15 protein-coding genes are annotated in these 18,646 nt (G+C 72.3%); 13 read left to right on the forward strand and 2 right to left on the reverse strand.

Going from position 1 to position 18,646, the window contains the following annotated elements; genetic code table 11:
* Positions 1-145: 145 nt before the first annotated feature.
* Together OZN99_RS09435 and speB are read right to left on the reverse strand one after the other, a co-directional pair.
* Positions 146-1,213 (reverse strand): ABC transporter substrate-binding protein, encoded by a 1,068-nt coding sequence (locus OZN99_RS09435; RefSeq protein WP_270934957.1) that lies wholly within the window; start codon positions 1,211-1,213, stop codon positions 146-148.
* Positions 1,210-2,187, reverse strand: a complete 978-nt coding sequence (speB, locus tag OZN99_RS09440) for an agmatinase (protein ID WP_270934958.1) — start codon at positions 2,185-2,187, stop codon at positions 1,210-1,212. The genes OZN99_RS09435 and speB overlap by 4 nt, the downstream gene beginning before the upstream one ends.
* A gap of 110 nt (positions 2,188-2,297) precedes the next feature.
* Between speB and OZN99_RS09445 the strand changes: the two genes are divergently transcribed.
* From OZN99_RS09445 to OZN99_RS09505, 13 genes are all read left to right on the forward strand, one after another.
* Positions 2,298-3,212, forward strand: a complete 915-nt coding sequence (locus OZN99_RS09445; protein ID WP_270934959.1) for a LysR family transcriptional regulator — start codon at positions 2,298-2,300, stop codon at positions 3,210-3,212.
* Between the two features lie 297 nt (positions 3,213-3,509).
* Complete coding sequence (gene cnbZ, locus OZN99_RS09450) at positions 3,510-4,268, forward strand: 2-amino-5-chloromuconate deaminase CnbZ (protein ID WP_270934960.1); 759 nt, start codon at positions 3,510-3,512, stop codon at positions 4,266-4,268.
* 131 nt (positions 4,269-4,399) lie between these two features.
* Positions 4,400-5,371 carry a Bug family tripartite tricarboxylate transporter substrate binding protein gene (locus OZN99_RS09455; protein WP_270934961.1) on the forward strand — a complete coding sequence of 324 codons (972 nt, stop codon included), beginning with the start codon at positions 4,400-4,402 and terminating at the stop codon, positions 5,369-5,371.
* Positions 5,372-5,441: 70 nt separating this feature from the next.
* Entirely contained in the window at positions 5,442-6,428 is a 987-nt protein-coding gene (locus tag OZN99_RS09460) for a substrate-binding domain-containing protein (RefSeq protein WP_270934962.1), read from the forward strand.
* 28 nt (positions 6,429-6,456) lie between these two features.
* The gene (locus OZN99_RS09465; RefSeq protein ID WP_270934963.1) at positions 6,457-7,458 is read left to right on the forward strand and encodes a TAXI family TRAP transporter solute-binding subunit; all 1,002 of its coding nucleotides are present in this window, start codon (positions 6,457-6,459) and stop codon (positions 7,456-7,458) included.
* Positions 7,459-7,485: 27 nt separating this feature from the next.
* Entirely contained in the window at positions 7,486-9,363 is a 1,878-nt protein-coding gene (locus OZN99_RS09470; RefSeq protein WP_270934964.1) for a TRAP transporter permease, read from the forward strand.
* 147 nt (positions 9,364-9,510) lie between these two features.
* A complete protein-coding gene (locus tag OZN99_RS09475; protein ID WP_270934965.1) occupies positions 9,511-10,491 on the forward strand; it encodes a TRAP transporter substrate-binding protein in 981 nt (326 codons plus the stop codon).
* On the forward strand, positions 10,488-10,952 hold the full coding sequence (locus OZN99_RS09480; RefSeq protein WP_270934966.1) for a TRAP transporter small permease: 465 nt from the start codon (positions 10,488-10,490) through the stop codon (positions 10,950-10,952). Before OZN99_RS09475 ends, OZN99_RS09480 begins: the two co-directional genes overlap by 4 nt.
* Positions 10,949-12,223 carry a TRAP transporter large permease gene (locus tag OZN99_RS09485; protein WP_270934967.1) on the forward strand — a complete coding sequence of 425 codons (1,275 nt, stop codon included), beginning with the start codon at positions 10,949-10,951 and terminating at the stop codon, positions 12,221-12,223. Before OZN99_RS09480 ends, OZN99_RS09485 begins: the two co-directional genes overlap by 4 nt.
* Entirely contained in the window at positions 12,213-13,667 is a 1,455-nt protein-coding gene (locus OZN99_RS09490) for an amidohydrolase family protein (RefSeq protein ID WP_270934968.1), read from the forward strand. The genes OZN99_RS09485 and OZN99_RS09490 overlap by 11 nt, the downstream gene beginning before the upstream one ends.
* A 108-nt stretch (positions 13,668-13,775) precedes the next feature.
* A complete protein-coding gene (locus OZN99_RS09495; RefSeq protein WP_270934969.1) occupies positions 13,776-15,854 on the forward strand; it encodes a hydantoinase/oxoprolinase family protein in 2,079 nt (692 codons plus the stop codon).
* Positions 15,851-17,533, forward strand: a complete 1,683-nt coding sequence (locus OZN99_RS09500) for a hydantoinase B/oxoprolinase family protein (RefSeq protein ID WP_270934970.1) — start codon at positions 15,851-15,853, stop codon at positions 17,531-17,533. The genes OZN99_RS09495 and OZN99_RS09500 overlap by 4 nt, the downstream gene beginning before the upstream one ends.
* Entirely contained in the window at positions 17,530-18,495 is a 966-nt protein-coding gene (locus OZN99_RS09505) for a tripartite tricarboxylate transporter substrate binding protein (RefSeq protein WP_270934971.1), read from the forward strand. Before OZN99_RS09500 ends, OZN99_RS09505 begins: the two co-directional genes overlap by 4 nt.
* Positions 18,496-18,646 lie beyond the last annotated feature (151 nt).

The raw sequence follows: 18,646 nt of genomic DNA on the forward strand, positions 1-18,646 counted from the left end.
GGCCAGGACGAACAGCGCCGCCGGCAGCACCAGCAGCCAGAGGCCGAAGGCGCGGCGACGCTCGGCGAGCGCGTGCTGGACGCGCAGCGCCGCCGCATCGGCCCGCGCGGCGAGCGTCCCCTCCGGCACCGCCGAAGCGGCCGCCTCAGCTCGCCGCCCAGCGGGCCAGGCGCTGCGTCAGCGGCTCCAGGTTCTCCAGCCAGAACTGGCGGTACTTCTCGCCGCCCTGGATATAGGCCATGTCCATCTTGTCGTGCGGCAGATAGGCCAGGAAGCTGCTGTCCAGCAGCCGCATCGCCTCCTCGTTCGGCGGGCCGTACATCATCTCCCGCGCGAACTGCGCCAGCACGGGCGCGCTGGTGGCGAAGCGGATGAACTCGATCGCCAGGTCGCGCCGAGGGGTGCCCCTCATCACCGCCAGATACTGGTTGCCGAGCACGAACCCGCCATCGAAGGACATGCGGAAGTTGCGCCGGTCGCGCTGATTGGCGCTGGCGACGCGGCCGTTCCAGGCATAGACCATGGCGACCTCGCCGGTCGCCAGGATCTGCGTGGATTCCGCCCCGCTGCGCCACCACTGGATGTGCGGCTTGATCTCGTCCAGCTTGCGAAAGCCGCGGTCGATCCCGCCCGGCGCGGACAGCACGTCGATGACCCGTGCTGGCGGCACGCCATCGGCCATCAGCGCGATCTCCAGCATGCTGGCGCGGTACAGCAGGCCGCGCTTGCCCGGCCATTGCCGCACGTTCCAGAAGTCCTGCCAGGTGCGCGGCGGGTTCTCGCGGATGCGGTCGGCGTCATAGGTCAGCCCCCCGACCACGCTCATGATCGGCACCGCGCATTCGGTGACGCCGCCCGAACTCTCGAAGGGCTGCACGTTCATGTGGCGGGACCAGTCGATCTGCTCGATGAAGCCCTCGTCGCAGGCCAGCGCCATGTTGTTGTAGGTGATCTCCACCACGTCCCAGCGCAGCTGGCCGGTCTCAACCTGGCTGCGCAGGCGGGCGTATTCCTGGTTCCAATTGTCCTCGATGACGCGCAGCCCGTGCTGGCGCGCGAAGGGCTCGTACCAGACGCGGCGCGACGCTTCCGCGATGACGCCGCCATTGTTCACGAAGCTCAGCGTGTTGCCCTGCCCGAAGGCGGGGCGAAGCCCGGCTGCGAGCGCGGCGAGGCCGAGCGTGGCGCGGCGGGTGGCGTGGAAGCGCGTCATCGGTCCCTCCTGGAGCGGGCCTCGGCCATCAGGCAGAGGATCTCGAACATCATGGTGGCGCCGGCGAGGGCGGTGACGCCAGCGGGATCGAAGGGCGGCGCGACCTCTACGAGGTCGGCGCCGACGATCTGCAGGCCGCGCAGGCCGCGCAGGATCCGCATGGTCTCGCGCGGAGTGAAGCCGCCCGGCTCCGGCGTGCCGGTGCCGGGCGCGAAGGCCGGGTCCAGGCTGTCGATGTCGAAGGTGAGATAGGCCGGGGCGCCGCCGACCACGCGGCGGGCTTCCGCAGCGACCGCGTCCGGCCCCATCGCCTCCGCCTCCTCGATGGTGAGGATGCGGATGCCGGCCTGCGCCGCCCAGTGCATGTCCGCCGCGTCGTAGAGCGAGCCGCGGATGCCGATCTGCACGATTCGACGCGGATCGAGCAGCCCTTCCTCCACCGCGCGCCGGAACGGGGTGCCGTGGGTGTAGCGGCTGCCGCCGAAATAGCTGTCGTTGGTGTCGGAATGCGCGTCGAAGTGCACCATGCCCAGCGGCGCCAGGCCCGGCGCCGCACGCACGATCCCGCGCAGGACGGGCAGCGAGATCAGGTGGTCGCCGCCTGCCGCGAGCGTCCAGGCGCCGCCGGCCCGCAGCTCCGCCACGCGCGCCTCCACCAGCGCCAGCGTGGCGTGCAGGTCCACCGGGTTCACCGCCGCATCGCCCAGATCCGCGATCCGGCAAAGCGCCGTTGGCGCGACCAGGCTCACGGGATGCACGCGGCGGATCAGCGTGGAGGCGTTGCGCAGTTCGCGCGGTCCGTGCCGCGCGCCCGGCCGGTTGGTGGTGCCGCCATCCCAGGGGATGCCGAGGATCGCGATATCCAGGCCCGCAGCATCGGGGCGGAGGGGCAGCCGCATGAAGGTTGCCGGCGCAGCGAAGCGCGGCGTCACGGCGCCATCGATCGGTTGCGGCCACTCCGTCTCCGCCGGCATGCGAAGCGCTCCCCGCGATCTGCCGGGCGCATTGTGGACACGCGATCACATCGCTAGCATCAGATTTGTGCAAAGCACACTTGCGATATTCGTGATGTGAACCGCGCCTCGTGCCAGCCCGCATCCCCCAGCCCGACACGCAGGACCTGCGCCTGCTGCGTCTCTTCGCCTCCGTCGTGGAGCATGGCGGCTTCACCGCGGCGCAGATCGAGCTCGGCGTGTCCCAGTCCTGGATCAGCACCCGCATGGCCGCGCTGGAGACCCGGCTCGGCATGCGGCTCTGCCACCGGGGCCGCGCCGGCTTCGCGCTGACCGAGGATGGCCGCCGCGTCTACGAGGCGGCGCAGCGCCTGCTCTCCGCGGCGGAAGCGTTCCGCGCCGACGTCACCGCGGCGCATGGCCGCCTCGCGGGGGAGCTACGGCTCGGCATGGTCGACAACATGATCAACAACCTCGCCTGTCGCGTGCCCGCCGCGCTGGGCCGGCTGCGCGCCGCGAGTGCGGAGGTGGTGCTCAGCCTGCATGTCGCGGCGCCAAACGAGCTCGAGCGGATGCTGGTGGACGGGCGCCTCGACACCGCCATCGGCGCCTTCCACCGGCGCAACCCCGTCTTCGCCTATCGCCGCCTGTTCACCGAGCCGCAGGGCCTGTTCTGCGGTCGTGGCCACCCGCTGTTCGACCGGCCCGAAGGCCGGCTTCGCCCGCGCGACATCGAGGCGGCCGACGGCGTGCTCCGCGGCTATGTGGGCGAGCCGGAGCAGGCGCGCGGCGGCCTGCGGCTGAAGCCCGCCGCCGTCGCCTGGCACATGGAGGCCGTGGCGGCGCTGATCCTCTCCGGGCGCTTCGTGGGGCACCTGCCGATCCACTACGCCGCGCAATGGGTGGAGGCCGAGCAGATGCGGGAACTCATGCCCGACCGGCTGCGGCACGACGCCACCTTCTCGCTGGTGCTGCGTCGCGGCGCGCAGCCATCGGCCGTGCTTCGCCGCTTCGTGGAGGAGCTGGGCCCGGCCGCACGCGCCTGAGCGCGTTGGCGTCAGCGGGGAACGGGCCCGGACTCCCCGCCCGGCATGCCGGGCGGTGGGATGACAGGCGTGGTGTTCGGCCGCGGCTCCGGCACCGCGCTCTGGATTCCGGGATCGACCTGCATGGGCGGCCGGATGACGCTGCGGCCGGGGCCGCTGCCTTCGTTGTCCCCGACGATGTCGTTGCCCGTCGAGACAACGACGCGGCCGGGCCAGCGTTCGCGCGGCAGGCGGCCCCGGCTTGCGATTTGCCCGGCGCCGCCCGCATCATCGCCGCCGGAGCCGATCGGAGGATGCATGACCCAGGCTGTCGCCGTGCCGGAAGGCGGTTTCCGCTTCGTCCCTGGCGTCTACCAGTACAGCGCGGGCGTCGCTGCCCAGCCCGGCTTCGCGCTGGAGCGCGTCCGCTTCGCCGAGCCGGTGCCGCTGATGCGCGGCTTCGCCCTGATCGCGGAGGCACTGGCCGCCGCGGGGCGTCCGAAGGCCGCCTTCGCCGCCTGCGAGTTGCGCTCCCCGGCGCCCTTCACCGAGGAAGGCTTTGCCGCCTTCAACCGCATCTATGGCGGCGTGCTGCAGGACTGGGGGCTGTTCCGCGACGGCCTGAATCCCGTGGCGCGCAGCAATGTCTGCCCGGAGATCGCGCCCCCGGCGGAGCCCTGCTTCCATGCTTTCGTCTACACGGTGCCGGAGGCCGCAGCCCCGCCCTCCTTCGCGGTTGCCGGCAGCGGCGAGGCGCAGGAGGGCAAGGGCAACTACCGCGACCACACCGTGGCGCTCGGCGACCTCTCGCCAGCGGGGATGCGCACCAAGGCGCGCTGGGTGCTGGGCGAGATGGAGCGGCGCATGGGCGTGCTCGGCGGCGGCTGGGCCGCGACGACGGGCGTGCAGGTCTACACCGTGCACGACATCCACCCCTTCCTGGCCGAGGAACTGGTCGCACGCGGCGCCGCACGGCACGGCGTCACCTGGCAGTTCTGCCGCCCGCCCGTGGTGGACCTGGAATACGAGATGGACTGCCGCAGCATCTGGCGGGAACGCGTGCTGCCCGTCCGGTGACCGTCCGGGAACCGCGCCCTGCCCATTGCCTGGGCAGGGCGCCGCCATGCCGCGCTGTCAGGCTGCATGCCCCGGCTTGACGAAGCCGCCCAGGAATGGGGCATTCGCACCTCCACGCCGGAGACCTCGCCATGCCCCTGACGCTCTCGCGCCGCCATGCCGCACTGGCAGTGCTGGCGCTGCCCGCCGTCGCGCGCGCGCAGGGGAACTGGTCGCCGACCCAGCCCGTGCGCGTGATCATCCCCTTCCCGCCCGGCGGCACGATGGACCCTGTCGTGCGGCTGGCGCAGGAGCACCTGATGCGCGACCTCGGCCAGCCGGTGGTGGTGGAACACCGGCCGGGCGGCGCGACCGTGGTGGGCACGACCGAGGCGCTTCGCGCCGCGCCCGACGGCCACACCATGATCATGGTGGCGAACAGCTTCGCCGCGAACGTCACGCTGCGGCCTTCCACGCCATACAACGGGCTGCGCGACTTCGCGCCGCTGGTGATGGCGACCGTGGTGCCGCATGTGCTGGCGGTGCACCCCTCCGTGGCGCGCGACTTCGCCGGCTTCCTGGAAGCCGGCCGGCGGCCGGGCAACGGCCTCTCATTCGGCTCCTACGGCATCGGCACTTCGAACCACCTCGGCGGCGAGCAGTTCCGCGAGACGGCGCGGCTCAACGCGACGCATGTGCCCTATCTCAGCCCCGCGCAGGCGCATAACGACCTGATCGGCGGGCGGCTGCAGTTCATGCTGGCCAACCTGCCGGACATGATCCAGCCCGCGCAGCTCGGCCAGATCCGCGCGGTCGCGATCTCCAACCCGACCCGCGTGCGCGAGCTGCCGGAGACGCCCACCATGACGGAGATGGGCTTCCCGCTGGTTCTGTCCGACAGCTGGTTCGGCCTGGTCGTGCGCGCGAACGTGCCGCCGGCGGCCCGCGCCCGGTTGGAGGCCGCGTGGCTCGCCGCCCTGGCGCAGCCCGCGGTGAGGGGGCGGCTGGAGGAGATGGGCTTCACCGTCCTTGCTCATCCTGCCACGCGCTTCGGCGAGGAGATCCGACGCTACACGGATGTCTATGCGGAAGTCATCCGCGCCAACAACATCCGCGTGGAGTAGCGGAACCGGGGTTGCGCGCCGCGGCGTGGCGCGCATGCTGCGAATGGCCTGACCTGGAACGGAGGACGCCATGGCGCGGCTGCGCCCGACGATCGCGGTCTGGGACTACGACCGCACGCGCCCTCTGATCGACGGGCGCGTTAGCGTGGAGGGCTGCGACCCGATCTGGCTGCACGACATGCCGATCGAGACGATGTTCTCCCGCGCGCTCGGCGGCGCCGAGTTCGACGTCTCGGAACTCTCCTTCTCCAACTTCATGGCGCAGGTGTCGCGCGGCACCAACGGCTATGTCGGCCTGCCGATCTTCCCCAGCCGCAGCTTCCGCCACGGCGCCTGGTTCCTGCACGCCGATGCCGGGATCCGCGCGCCGGAGGAGCTGAAGGGCAAGCGCATCGGCGTCCGCGAATACTCGATGACCGCCGCCGTGGTGGCGCGCGGCCTGCTCGAGGACGAGCACGGCATCGGCGCGCGGGACGTGACCTGGGTGGTGGGCGACGTCGAGGAGAAGGAGCGCAGCCATATCCCGCTGCCCGACCTGCCGCCGGGCTTCCGCGTGGAACGGGCCCCTGACGACCGCTTCCTGGTGGACATGCTGCTGGCCGGGGAGATCGACGCGCTGCTGGCCTACAAGCCGCCCAAGGCCTTCGTGAAGGGCCATCCCGGGCTGGTGCGGCTGTTCCCGGACTACGAGGCGCGCGAGAAGGAATATGCGCGCCGCACCGGCATCTTCCCGGTCATGCACCTGATGGGCATCCGGCGCGACGTGGCGGAGTCCGAGCCCTGGCTCGCCATGTCCCTGATGGCGGCCTTCACCGCGGCGAAGGACCTGGCCATCGCCGACCTGGCCATCGTGCAGGCGCTGAAGGTCGCCCTGCCCTGGGCCCCTGCCGAATTCGCCCGCACACGGGACGCGCTGGGCGAGGACTTCTGGCCCTACGGCGTCGCCCGCAACCGCCGCCCGATCGAGGCGCTCGCCCGCTGGCACCACGCCCAGGGCCTCTCGTCGCGCCTGCTGACGGTGGAGGATCTCTTCGCCCGCACGACGCTCGGCACCTGAGTTCCAGAACAACCGGAGAGACAACGCGATGACGCCCACCTTCCGCCGCCGCGCCGTCCTGGCTGCGCTGCCCGCGGCCGCTCTGGCCGTACCCGCCCTGGCGCAGCGCCGCTGGCAGCCGGGCGACCGCTTCACGCTGCGCATCGCGGCGAGCCAGCCGGTGCAGCCGATCTACTCGATCAGCGTCGCGCAGAAGACCATCATCGAGCGCACCCTGCCCGGCGTGCGCGTGGATGTCATCGCCACCCAGGGCGGGATCGAGAACGCCAACCTGATCAAGGCCGGCGATGTGGAGGCGGCGAACGGCAACACCGCCGGCGCCTATTCCGTGCATCACGGCCGCTTCGAGGCGCAGGGCGAGCGCCCGTTCCCGGACCTGCTGTCCTGGATGCCCGGCTACGATGCGCCGCAGGGCATCATCGTCAACCCGAACAGCCCGGTCCGCGGCTTCGCCGACCTGCGGGGCCGGCGCATCGCGCTCGGCCCGGTCGGCTCCGGCGCGGAGGCGGTGGTGACCTCCACCATCCGTGCGCTCGGCATGACCGACCGCGACTTCGGCAACGTGCTGCGCACCGACCCGCGCCAGGCGTTCAACTCGCTGGCCGCGGGCAATGTTGAGGCGGTGATCTGGGGCACCGCGCATCCGGCGGGCGCGATCACGGAGCAGGTCACCACGCGCAATGTCGGCTTCGTCTCCTTCACCGCCGAGGAACTCGCACCGGTGACGCGCGACCTGCCCTACATCAACGCGGCCCGGCTGCCCGCCGGCGTGTACGCAACGCAGACCGCCGACATGCTATGGCCCAGTGCCGGCGTTCACCACTGGATCGGCGCGCGCGTGCCGGAGGAGCTGGTCTATCGCGCCACCAAGGCGATCTGGGAAGCGAAGGACGAGCTCGTCACGCGGCATGCCTCGCAGCGCCTGCTCTCGCCGGAGATGGTGCGCGCCCAGGCTGCCATGGTGCCGTTCCATCCCGGCGCCGCCCGCTACTTCATCGAGGCCGGCGTCCTGCGCAATGCGCAGGGCTGAGCGCGCGCCTGGCTGGACCCGCCGGGCGTGACGAACCGGCGCGCCCTGGCCGGGATCGATCTCGCGGCCTGGCTGACGATCGGGGTGGTTGGGCTGCTGGTGCAGCTCTGGCTCCTGTATCTCAATCCGATCAGCCCGCTGCTGCATGCGATGGGGTTCCTCTCCATCGTCATGGTGCTGGCCTTCCTCCGCTACGCGCCGCGCAGCCTGCCGCCCGGCGCGTCGCAGCGCGTGCCATGGTACGACTGGCTGCTGGCGGCGGCCTCGCTGGTGCTGCTGGTCCATGCCAATCTGGATTACGCGCAGTATGTGCGCCGCGCCGCCATTCCGCGCCCGCCCGATGTCTGGATCGGGCTGGTCTTCGTCGTGCTGCTGCTGGAGGCCGGGCGGCGCGCGATGGGCTGGATCCTGCCGCTGATCGGCATCGCGGCGATGGCCTATGCGCTCTCGGGCTTCATCCTGCCGGAGAGCTGGGATTTCGGCCCGACGCTCTCGCTGCGTCGCGTGGTCGGCACGCTGACCATGACGGAGCTCGGGCTGTTCAGCGAGCCGACGCAGGTCGCGCTGCGTTGGATCTTCCTTTTCGTCGCCTTCGGCCAGGCGTTGGCGCTGATCGGCGGCGACGTCTTTTTCGAACGGATCTCCATCCGCGTCGCGGGCCATCTGCGCGGCGGGCCGGCCTACATCTCCGTCATCTCCTCGGCGCTGTTCGGCACCGTCTCCGGCAGCAACGTGGCCAATGTGATGATGGGCGGGCAGGTTACCATCCCGCTGATGGCGCGGGTCGGCTATGGCCGCACCCGCGCCGCCGCGATCGAGGCGGTGGCCTCCACGGGCGGCGCGCTGACGCCGCCGGTCATGGGCGCCGGCGCGCTGATCATGGCGGAGCTGGCGAACGTGCCCTATGCCGGCATCGTCGCCTCCGCCGTGCTGCCGGCCATCCTGTTCTACATCGCGGTCACGGCGTATGTGTACGGCGCCACCGTGCGCCTGGGCATCGGCGCCGGCGAGATGACGGAGGCCACGCCGGCCTGGCGCATCACCCTGGCCTACTGGCCGGTGCTGGCCGGCGTGGTCTGGCTGATCTGGCAGATCGTGGACGCCTACCCGCTGGAACACGCGGCACTGCAGGCCACCGCCATCATCCTCGTCGGCGGGCTGCTGACGTCCCGGGCCAGCTACACCTGGCCGCGGACGAAGGAGGCCATGGCCGGGCTGATCGACGGCACGCTGGAGATCGGGCTGGCCTGCGCGATCTCGGGCATCCTCGTCGGCGTGATCCTGGTGACGGGCCTCGGCATCGAGCTGTCGAGCTTCGTGATCGGACTGGGCCGGACCTCCCTCCTGCTGGCACTGATCGCGACGATGCTGGTCGTCATTCTGCTCGGCATGGCCGTGCCGGGGATCGCGGCCTACATCATCGCGGCGTCGGTCGCCGCGGCGCCGCTGGCGGAACTCGGCGTGCCGCTGCTGGCCGCGCACATGTTCATCTTCTACTTCTCCCTCTTCGCCGGGCTGACGCCGCCTGTGGCGCTGACCGCCTTCGCGGCCGCCGGTATCGCCGGGTCCGATCCCTTCCGCACTGGCTTCCTGGCCACGGCCATCGCCGCGCCGGCCTATCTGCTGGCCTACTTCATGGTGCTGCAGCCGCAACTGCTGCTGCTGGACGGCACCGCGTCGGAAATCGCTCTGGGCTTCGTCACGGCCGGCATCGGCGTCACCGCCTTCGGGCTCGGCGTCGCCGGTGCCATCTTCCGCCCGCTCGGCCCTTGGGCGCGCGCCGCGATGATCCTGGCAGGCGTCGCCCTTGTGGATGCCGGGCTGCTCACGGATCTGGTGGGGCTCGCCACGATCGCCGGCGTGGTGGCGCTGAACCGGCGGGGATCGCGCTCACAGCCGGCGTGACCGGCGCCGGCAGCTGCCCACGGCGTGGGCATGCCTGCCGCGCCGGGCGGCAGGCGAGGCCGTGACGCCCGCGTTCGGTTCCGCCGCGCGGCTTGCGCTGCCGGCCGCCGGCGCATTCACTCCCCCTGCCCGACCGGAGCCCCGCCCATGATGTCCCGCCGCACCCTCCTGGCCGCCGCCGGCCTGATCGCAACCCCCGCCGTGCTGCGCGCGCAGGATGCGCGGACGCTGCGCATCGGCAGCGCGCTGGACCCGCAGCACCCGATCATCATCGGCGCCCGCCGCATGGCGGACCGGCTGGAGGAGCTGTCGGGCGGGCGCCTGAAGGCCGCGATCTTCCCCTCCTCGCAACTCGGGGCGCAGCGCGAGATGTGGCAGAACGTCCAGGCCGGCGTGCTGGACGGCGTCATCGACGCCTCGGCGAACATGGTGAACTTCGTCGGCCAGTTCGGCGTGCTGGACCTGCCCTACCTCGTTCCGGACAGCGCCGCCGCCTTCCGCCTGCTGGACGGGCCGGTGGCGGAGACGGAGCTGGTGAACCGCGCCGCCGGGTCCGGCTTCCGCGTGGTGAATTTCTGGGAAGTGACCTTCCGCAACATCTACACGCGCCGCCCGGTCAACCAGATGGCGGACCTGCGCGGCCTCAAGATCCGCGTCATCCCCAACCCCTCCTTCATCGCGCTGTTCCGGGCCCTCGGCGCGGCGCCGACGCCGATGGCCTTCGGCGAGATCTACACCGCGCTGCAGCAGGGCGTGATCGACGGGGCCGAGAACGACAACGTCACCTACCTCTCCTCCCGCCATGCCGAGGTCGCGCGGAACCTGGCGATCACCAACCACATGATGCTGGTGAACACCTTCGTGATGAGCGAGCGGCAGTTCACCCGCCTCTCGGCCGACCAGCGCGGCTGGATCCGGGAGGCCTCGCTGGTCGGCCGGGCTGCCGTGACGGCCGAGCGCGAGGGACGCGAACAGCGCGCCCTGGCAGACATCGCCGCCGCCGGCGTGACCATCACCCGCCCCGACCTCGCCCCCTTCATCGAAGCCGGCCGCCGCACCTACGAGCAGAGCGAGGAGCGGCTGGGCCGCGACCTGGTGGCGCGCTTCGCGGCAGCCGCCCGGGCGTGAGGAGGCTGGACGCAGCGCTGGCGCAGGCCGAGGCCACGCTGCTCGGCGTGCTCGTGATCGCGATGACGGGCGTCACGCTCGCCCAGGTGATGGCGCGCTACGCCTTCGGCGCGCCGCTGATCTGGAGCGAGGAGGCGGCGCGTTACCTCTTCGTCTGGGTGTCGATGATCGGTGCGGCGCTGGCGGCACGGCAGGGCGCGCACTACGCGCTCACCGCGCTGGTCGAGCGCCTTCCCGCGCGCGCGGCGCGCCTGGCCGGATCCGGCGCGCTGGCCGTCTCCGCCGCCTTCCTGGTGGTGCTGCTGGTGACCGGCATCAACGAGACGCGGCAGGCGCATCTGCAGGACGCGGCCACCCTGCCCTTCCGCATGTCCCTGCCGTATGCCGCGATCCCGGTCGGCGCGGTCCTGATGCTGCTGCACCTGCTGGCCGGCGCGATGCAGGCGGCCAGGCGGCCATGACCGGCGCGCTGGTCGCCTTCGCGGCCTTCGTCGCGGTCGGCGTGCCGATTGCCTTCGCGCTCGGTGCCGCGGCGGCCATCGGGCTCTGGATGATGGATGGCGTGCCGCTGGACATCGTCGCCAGCCGCACCTTCGGTGCCATCGACAGCTTCACCTTCCTGGCAATCCCCTTCTTCATCCTGGCTGGCGAGCTGATGGAGACCGGCGGCATCTCGCGCCGCCTCATCGCTCTGGCCACCGCGCTGGTCGGGCATATCCGCGGCGGCCTCGCGAACGTGACGGTCGTCGCGATGATGCTGTTCTCCGGCGTCAGCGGCAGCACCAACGCCGATGCCGCCGCGGTCGGGTCCGTGATGATCCCGTCGATGCGCCAGAAGGGCTGGGACCCGGCGCGCGCGGGCGCGGTGGTGGCGGCGGCCGCGGGCATGGGCATCCTCGTGCCGCCCTGCCTGACCATGGTGGTCTATGGCTCGGTCACCAACACCTCCATCGCCGCGCTATTTGCCGCGGGCCTGCTGCCCGCCGCGGTCATGGCGGGCGCGCTGCTGCTGCACATCCGCCTGGAAGGCGCCGGCCCGCCGCCCGAACCCCGCGTCGCCGGGCGGGAACGGCTGCGGCTGCTGCGCGGCGCGGCGCTGGCGCTAGGCCTGCCGCTGATCATCTTCGGCGGCATACTCGGCGGCGCCTTCACGCCGACCGAGGCGGCGGTCGTCGCGGTGGCCTACGCCGTGCTGGCGGGGCTGCTGCACCGGGAGCTGACCTGGGCGTTCTTCTGGGGCGCGCTGGTGCGGTCCGGCGTGTCGACCGGCGCCGTCATGCTGATGATCGCGGGCGCCAACATCCTGGCCTGGCTGCTCACCGTGGAGCAGGTGCCGCAAACCCTCGCCTCCCTCATCCAGTCGGTCGGCGGGGGGCGCATCGCCTTCCTGCTGTTCAGCATCGTGGTCTTCCTGGTGCTCTTCGCGCTGCTGGACGGGCTGCCGGGCATGCTGATGCTGATCCCGGTCTTCGTCCCGATCGCCCGCGAACTCGGCATCGACACGCTGCATTACGGGCTGATCATGACCACCGTGATGGGCATCGCGCTGTTCCTGCCGCCGCTCGGGGTCGGGCTCTACATCGTGCTCGGGATCTCCGGCGGAACGCTGCCCGCCATCTCACGCGCGCTGGCGCCGTATCTGCTCACCATGTCGGCCGTGGCCGTGCTGGTGGCGCTGTGGCCCGGACTGGTGCTGGTGCTGCCGCGGCTGATGGGCCTCCATGGCGGCTGAGGGCAGCGCCACCGGCCACGTTATCCGTCCCGGCGGCGGTTGCCTGCACTGTGCCGCAGCGCGCCTCACCTTCACGGCGGAGGGCGTCGGCGCAAGCGAGCCGCTCGGGCCGCCGGACGCCGCGGCGCACTGGATCATGCCGCCGCTCGCCAACGGCCACGACCATGCGCGCGGCGTCCGCCCGATCTCGCTCGGCGCCTTCGACCTGCCGCTCGAGATGTGGCTCGCGGTGATGACGGGCGTTCCGGTCGCCGATCCCTGGCTTGTGGTGGCGAATGCGCTCGGCCGCCAGGCCCTGTCGGGCTGCAGCGCGATCATGGTGCACTATACCCGCCCGCAGGATCCTGCCCGGGTGCCGCAGGAGCTGCGCGTCGTGGCGCGGGCGGCGCGCGCCATCGGCGTGCGCGTCGCCATCGCGGTGGCCATGCGCGACGTGAACGCGCTGGGCTACGCGCCGGATGAGAGCATCCTGGCCAACCTGCCGGGCGAGGTCGCCGCCGCGGTCCGGGACCGCCTGTTGCGCGCCCCGCCCCCGCCGGCCGAGCAGATGCGCCTGTTCCAGGACCTCGCCGCCGAGATCGACGACCCGCTGGTGGATGTGCAGTTCGGGCCCTACGGGCTGGAATGGTGCTCCGATCCACTGCTGCGTCTGGTGGCTGAACGCAGCGCGCTGACCGGACGGCGGGTGCACATGCATCTGCTGGAAAGCCCGATCCAGCGCGAGTACCTCGATGCGGCTTTCCCCAACGGCCCCTTGCACTATCTCGACGAGATCGGCCTGCTCTCGCCCCGCCTGTCCATCGCGCACGGCACCCAGCTGCGGCCCGCGGAGATGGAGCTGCTGGCCGAGCGTGGCGTCGCCGTCAGCATCAACACCTCCTCCAACCTGTCCATCCGCAACGGCCTGGCGCCGGCTGCCGAGATGCATCGGCGCGGCATGCGGCTCGTCACCGGCCTGGATGGCTTCAGCGTGGATGACGACGACGACCTGCTGCGCGAGCTGCGGCTGAATTGGATGCTGCATCGCGGCCAGGGGCTGGAGGACGGCTGGCCGCTTCCCGCCCTGTTCGAGTCCGCCACCATCGGCGGGCGCGAGGCGCTGGGCGGCGGGCGGGACGCGGCGCCGCTCACGCCCGGCGCCACCGCGGACCTGCTCGTGCTGCGGCGGGATGCCGGCGACGTGATCCTGCCCGCCGAGGAGCCTGCCCTTCTGGCCGCCCGCGCCACGCGCGCGCATGTGCGCCGGCTCGTCGTCGCTGGGCGGGATGTCGTGCGGGACGGGCGGCTGGTCTCCTTCGACCTGCCCGGCGCGGCGGCGGAGCTGGATGCGCAGGTGCGCGCCGGCGCGGCGGAAGCACGCGCATGGCGCGAGGTCTCGCGGCGCTATGCGGATGGGTTGCGCGCCTTCTACGCCGCCGGGCTGCACCGGCAGGGCGGCCCCTGAGCCGCTGCCGCGCCGCGATTTGACGGGCGGCGGCGCGTCATGCGTCAATCGCCCGATGCAGCACGATACGCCCGGCCGCATCGGCGGCCGCGCCGACCCAAGGGTGCCATGAGCGCCGCGCCGCGCGCCGCCGTGGACATCGGCGGCACCTTCACCGACATCGTGGTGGAGTGGGGCGCGGCGCAGCGTGTCACCGCGAAGGTCCTGACCACTTATCCGAACCCCGAAGACGGCTTCATGCGCGGCCTCGGCCTGGCGCTCGACCGTGCCAGGCTGGTGCCGCGCGACATCACCGCGATCATCCACGGCACGACGCTCGCCACCAACGCGCTGATCACGCGTCGCGGTGCGCGCACAGCGCTGCTCGCCACCGAAGGCTTTCGCGACGTGCTGGAGATCGGGCACGAGGGCCGCTTCGCGCTCTACGACCTGTTCATCGAGAAACCGGAGCCGCTGGTCCCGCGCCCGCTGCGCTTCGAGGTGGCCGAACGCATCGCGGTGGACGGCGCCGTTCTGCGCCCGCTGGACGAAGCCGCGCTGGCGGCGCTGGCGCCGGCCATCCGGGCGAGCGGGGCGGAGAGCCTGGCAATCTGCTTCCTCCAGGCCTGGGCCGATCCGCAGCACGAGGAACGGGCAGAGGCGATCCTTGCCCCGCTGCTGCCCGGCTTGACAATCACGCGCGCGGCCGATGTCTGCGCCGAGATCCGCGAATACGACCGCTTCTCCACCGCCTGCGCCAACGCCTATGTGCGCCCGCTGGTGGAGCGCTATGTCGCGGGGCTGGAGTCCGCGCTCGCCGAGGCCGGCTACCGGTGCCCGCTGCTGGTGGTGACCTCCGGCGGCGGCATGACGACGCCGGAATTCGCGAAGCGCTATCCGGTGCGGCTGATCGAGAGCGGACCGGCTGGCGGCGCTGTCCTCGCGGCCGAGATCGCGAAGGCCGCGGGCCTGGACCGCGTGCTCTCCTTCGACATGGGCGGCACCACCGCGAAGATCTGCTTCATCACGGATGGCGAGGCGCAGCACGCCCGCGGCTTCGAAGCCGCGCGGGCGCATCGCTTCGTCAAGGGCAGCGGCCTGCCGCTGCGCATCCCCGTGGTGGAGATGGTGGAGATCGGCGCGGGCGGCGGCTCCATCGCGCGGCTCGATGCGCTCGGCCGCCTCGTCGTGGGGCCGGACAGCGCGGCGAGCGATCCGGGCCCGGCCTGCTATGGCCGCGGCGGCACGCGCCCGACCGTGACGGATGCCGACCTCGTCTCCGGCCGCGTGGATGCCGCGCGCTTCGCCGGCGGCAGCATCGCGCTCGATGTGCCCGCGGCAGAGCAGGCACTCGCAGCGGTCGGCACGCCGCTCGGCCTCAGGCCGCCGCTGGCCGCGGCCGCCATCGCGGAGGTGGTGGAGGAGACCATGGCCGCCGCCGCGCGTGTGCATGCGGCGGAAGGCGGGCACGACACCGGCGGCTGCACCATGATCGCCTTCGGCGGCGCCGCGCCGCTGCACGCCGCGCGCGTCGCGGAGAAGCTGGGCATCGGCCATGTGCTGGTACCGGTCGGCGCCGGCGTCGGCTCCGCCATCGGCTTCCTGCGCGCGCCCGTCTCCTTCGAACTCGCGCTGTCCTGGCCTCAGCCGCTCGCGACGCTCGACATGGCGGAGCTCAATGCGCGGCTGACCGCCATGGGCCACCGCGCGCTGGCGGCGGTGCGGGCCGCGACGGACGCCGCGGTGGAGGAGCAGCGCACCGCGCTGATGCGCTATCGCGGCCAGGGCCATGAGATCGAGGTGGCGTTGCCCCCCGGCGCGCTCTCGGACCGCGATCGGCCGGCGCTGGGCGACGCCTTCGCGGAGGCCTATCGCCGCCTCTATGGCCGCGCCATCCCGCACCTGGCGGTGGAGGCGATGACCTGGACCGTGCGGGTGCGCACCGTGCCCGTGCCGCCCGCGCGGCTCGCGGCGCCGCCGCCCGCGATTGCCGAGGCGCCCGTGGCCGGCGCACGCGAGTTCCTGGACCCCCTGACCGGGCGCGAGGTCCCGATTCGCCTGGTGGAGCGTGCGGCGCTTCTCCCCGGCAGCCTCGCCACCGGCCCCGCCGCATTGCTGGAGGACGAGACGACGACGCTGGTCCCGGCCGGCTGGTCCGCCACCGCGGATGCCGCCGGCAACCTGATCCTGACGCGGGGGGCCGCATGAGCGCGCTCGAGGCCTTCCGCCGGCAGTTGGTCTGGGATCGTCTGATCGCGGCCGTCGAGGAGCAGGCGCAGACGCTGATCCGTACCGCCTTCTCCCCCAGCACGCGGGAGGCGGGTGACCTCTCGGCCGGCGTCTTCGACAGGCAGGGACGGATGCTGGCGCAGGCCGTCACCGGCACGCCGGGGCATGTCAACGCCATGGCGCTGGCCGTCGGCCACTTCCTGCGCGCGCATCCGGCGGACACGCTGCGGCCGGGCGACGTGCTCATGACCAACGATCCATGGATGGGCAGCGGCCACCTGCACGACTTCACCGTCGTCACGCCCGCCTTCCATCGCGGCGCGCTGGTCGCGCTGTTCGCGGCGACGGTGCATGTCGTGGACATCGGCGGCCTCGGCGTCGGCGTCGAAAGCCGCGACGTCTTCCAGGAAGGCTTCTACATCCCGATCAGCTTCGTCCTGCGCCAGGGCGAAGCCGACGCCACGCTGTTCCGCCTTCTGCGCGCCAATGTCCGCGAGCCCGACCAGGTGGAAGGCGACCTGCACTCGCTGGTGGCCAGCAACCAGGCCGGTGCCGATCGGCTGGTCGCGATGCTGGAGGAATTCGGGCTGGACGACCTGCAGGCCGTCGGCGACCGCATCGTGGCCGACAGCCGCGCGGCCATGCTGCGCGCCCTGGCCGATGCGCCGCACGGCACCTGGCATTCCGCCCTGACGATGGATGGCGTGGACACGTCGATCCCGCTGCGCTGCGCGCTGACCATCGCGGCGGATGGCATCACAGTGGATTTCGCCGGCACCGCCGGGCAGTCGCCCTTCGGGATCAACGTACCGAAGTGCTACACGGAGGCCTACACCGGCTATGCCGTGCGCTGCGTGATCGGCAGCGAGGTGCCGAACAACGCCGGCAGCCTCTCCGTCGTGCGGGTACTGGCGCCGGAAGGCACGATCGTGAACGCGCTGAAGCCCGCCCCCGTCACTGCGCGGCACATGGTGGGGCAGATGCTGCCGGACCTGGTATTCGGCGCGCTCGCCCAGGCTTTTCCGGACCGCGTGCCGGCAGAGGGCACCTCGGCGCTGTGGAACCTTCGCCTGTCGGGCGGCATCGGCACGCCGGGCGTCGCTGCCGCAGCCTTCGCCGATGCGCGCCCCTTCACCATCACCAGCTTCAACACCGGCGGCGCCGGCGCGCGCCCCGGCCTCGACGGGCTGCACGCCACCGCCTTCCCCTCCGGCGTGCGCAACGTGCCGCTCGAGATCACCGAGGCGATGACGCCACTGGTCTTCTGGCGGAAGGCGCTGCGCGACGGATCGGGCGGCGCCGGGCAATGGCGCGGCGGCGACGGCCAGGTGGTCGAGATCGCGCATCGCCGCGGCGAGCCCTTCGCCCTGAACGCCACCTTCGAGCGCGTGGCGCATGCGGCGCGGGGGCGCGCGGGCGGGCAGGACGGCGCGCTCGGCGTTGTGCGGCTCGGCTCGGGCCGACTGCTGTCCGGCAAGGGGCGCCAGGTGATCCCGGCCGGCGAGCGGCTGGTGGTGGAAATGCCCGGCGGCGGCGGCTTCGGCCCGCCGGCCGCCCGCGATCCCGCGCGCGTGGTGCGCGATGTTGCCGAAGGGCGCATCGATGCTGCGGCCGCGGAACGGCTCTACGGCTTCAACGCAAGGGAGAGCGGGAGATGATTCGCAGGGACCTGCTTCTGGGCGCCGGTGGCCTCGCCGGCCTGCTGGCATCGCGCGCGGCACGGGCGCAGGGGGCCTACCCCTCGCGGCCCATGACCTACCTCGTCGGCTTCGCCGCAGGTGGCGCGGGCGACATGACGGGCAGGCTCCTGTCGAATGCCGCGCGGGACCGGCGCAACGCGGCGCTCGGCGTCGAATTCCGCCCTGGCGCGGGTGCCACGCTGGCCGCCGGCCAGATGGCGCGCGCCAGGCCGGATGGCTACACGATCGGGCTGTTCACCGGCAGCGCGATGCTGACCGCGCCGCACATGCAACGCGTGCCCTACGACACGACGAAGGACTTCACCTACATCTGCTCATTCGTCAGCTTTCCCATCCCGGTCTACGTGAAGGCCGACAGCCCCTTCCGCACCTGGCAGGACCTGATCGCCTTCGCGCGCGCCAATCCCGGCCGGCTGCGCTGGGGCACGGCCGCGGTGCGCGGCACGGCGCATATCGCCACCGAAGCCGCCTTCCGGAAGGAAGGGCTGACGACCACCTTCGTGCCCTTCGGCGGCGGCGCGGATGCAATCACCGCCCTGCTCGGCGGGCATATCGAGGCCTCGGTCTCCTCGGACTACGGGCCGCAGCTGGATGCCGGCACGGTGCGGCTGCTGGCGGAGAGCGGGCCGAACAAGATCCCGGGCTTCGAGCAACTGCCGACCTTCGCCGAGCTCGGCTACCCCATCGCCGTGCCGTCGGTGTACGGCATCATGGGTCCCGCCGGTCTGCCCGCGGAGGTCGTCACCTTCTGGGAGACGCTGGTGCGGGAGATCATGCCGACGCCGGCCTTCGCGGAATACCTTCGGCTGCTGCGCGGCGCCGGCATCTTCGAAGGCCAGCAGGTCTTCACCGCCAGCGTCGCCAAGGCTTACGCCGACCTCGGCGCGGCGATCGACGCCGCCGGCATGCGCGCCCGATGAGGGGGCGGCTCGCCGCGGCGGGCTTCGTCGCGGCGGCCATCGCGGCGCTCTGGCAGGGCTGGGAGTGGGGCTTCACGGAGTTCGGCTCGCCGGGCCCCGGGCTGTTCCCGGCGCTCGCCGCGGCGCTGATGGGGGCCGCCGCGCTTGCCGC

Origin of the sequence: Falsiroseomonas oryzae, assembly GCF_027856955.1 — a bacterium.
Classification (GTDB): domain Bacteria; phylum Pseudomonadota; class Alphaproteobacteria; order Acetobacterales; family Acetobacteraceae; genus Falsiroseomonas; species Falsiroseomonas oryzae.

What these genes read in the sequence shown, in the direction of transcription:
- OZN99_RS09435 (WP_270934957.1), bottom strand. Translation starts at nt 1,213, where the DNA reads ATGACGCGCTTCCACGCCACCCGCCGCGCCACGCTCGGCCTCGCCGCG.
- speB (WP_270934958.1), bottom strand. Translation starts at nt 2,187, where the DNA reads ATGCCGGCGGAGACGGAGTGGCCGCAACCGATCGATGGCGCCGTGACG.
- cnbZ (WP_270934960.1), top strand. Translation starts at nt 3,510, where the DNA reads ATGACCCAGGCTGTCGCCGTGCCGGAAGGCGGTTTCCGCTTCGTCCCT.
- OZN99_RS09455 (WP_270934961.1), top strand. Translation starts at nt 4,400, where the DNA reads ATGCCCCTGACGCTCTCGCGCCGCCATGCCGCACTGGCAGTGCTGGCG.
- OZN99_RS09460 (WP_270934962.1), top strand. Translation starts at nt 5,442, where the DNA reads ATGGCGCGGCTGCGCCCGACGATCGCGGTCTGGGACTACGACCGCACG.
- OZN99_RS09465 (WP_270934963.1), top strand. Translation starts at nt 6,457, where the DNA reads ATGACGCCCACCTTCCGCCGCCGCGCCGTCCTGGCTGCGCTGCCCGCG.
- OZN99_RS09475 (WP_270934965.1), top strand. Translation starts at nt 9,511, where the DNA reads ATGATGTCCCGCCGCACCCTCCTGGCCGCCGCCGGCCTGATCGCAACC.
- OZN99_RS09485 (WP_270934967.1), top strand. Translation starts at nt 10,949, where the DNA reads ATGACCGGCGCGCTGGTCGCCTTCGCGGCCTTCGTCGCGGTCGGCGTG.
- OZN99_RS09490 (WP_270934968.1), top strand. Translation starts at nt 12,213, where the DNA reads ATGGCGGCTGAGGGCAGCGCCACCGGCCACGTTATCCGTCCCGGCGGC.
- OZN99_RS09495 (WP_270934969.1), top strand. Translation starts at nt 13,776, where the DNA reads ATGAGCGCCGCGCCGCGCGCCGCCGTGGACATCGGCGGCACCTTCACC.
- OZN99_RS09500 (WP_270934970.1), top strand. Translation starts at nt 15,851, where the DNA reads ATGAGCGCGCTCGAGGCCTTCCGCCGGCAGTTGGTCTGGGATCGTCTG.
- OZN99_RS09505 (WP_270934971.1), top strand. Translation starts at nt 17,530, where the DNA reads ATGATTCGCAGGGACCTGCTTCTGGGCGCCGGTGGCCTCGCCGGCCTG.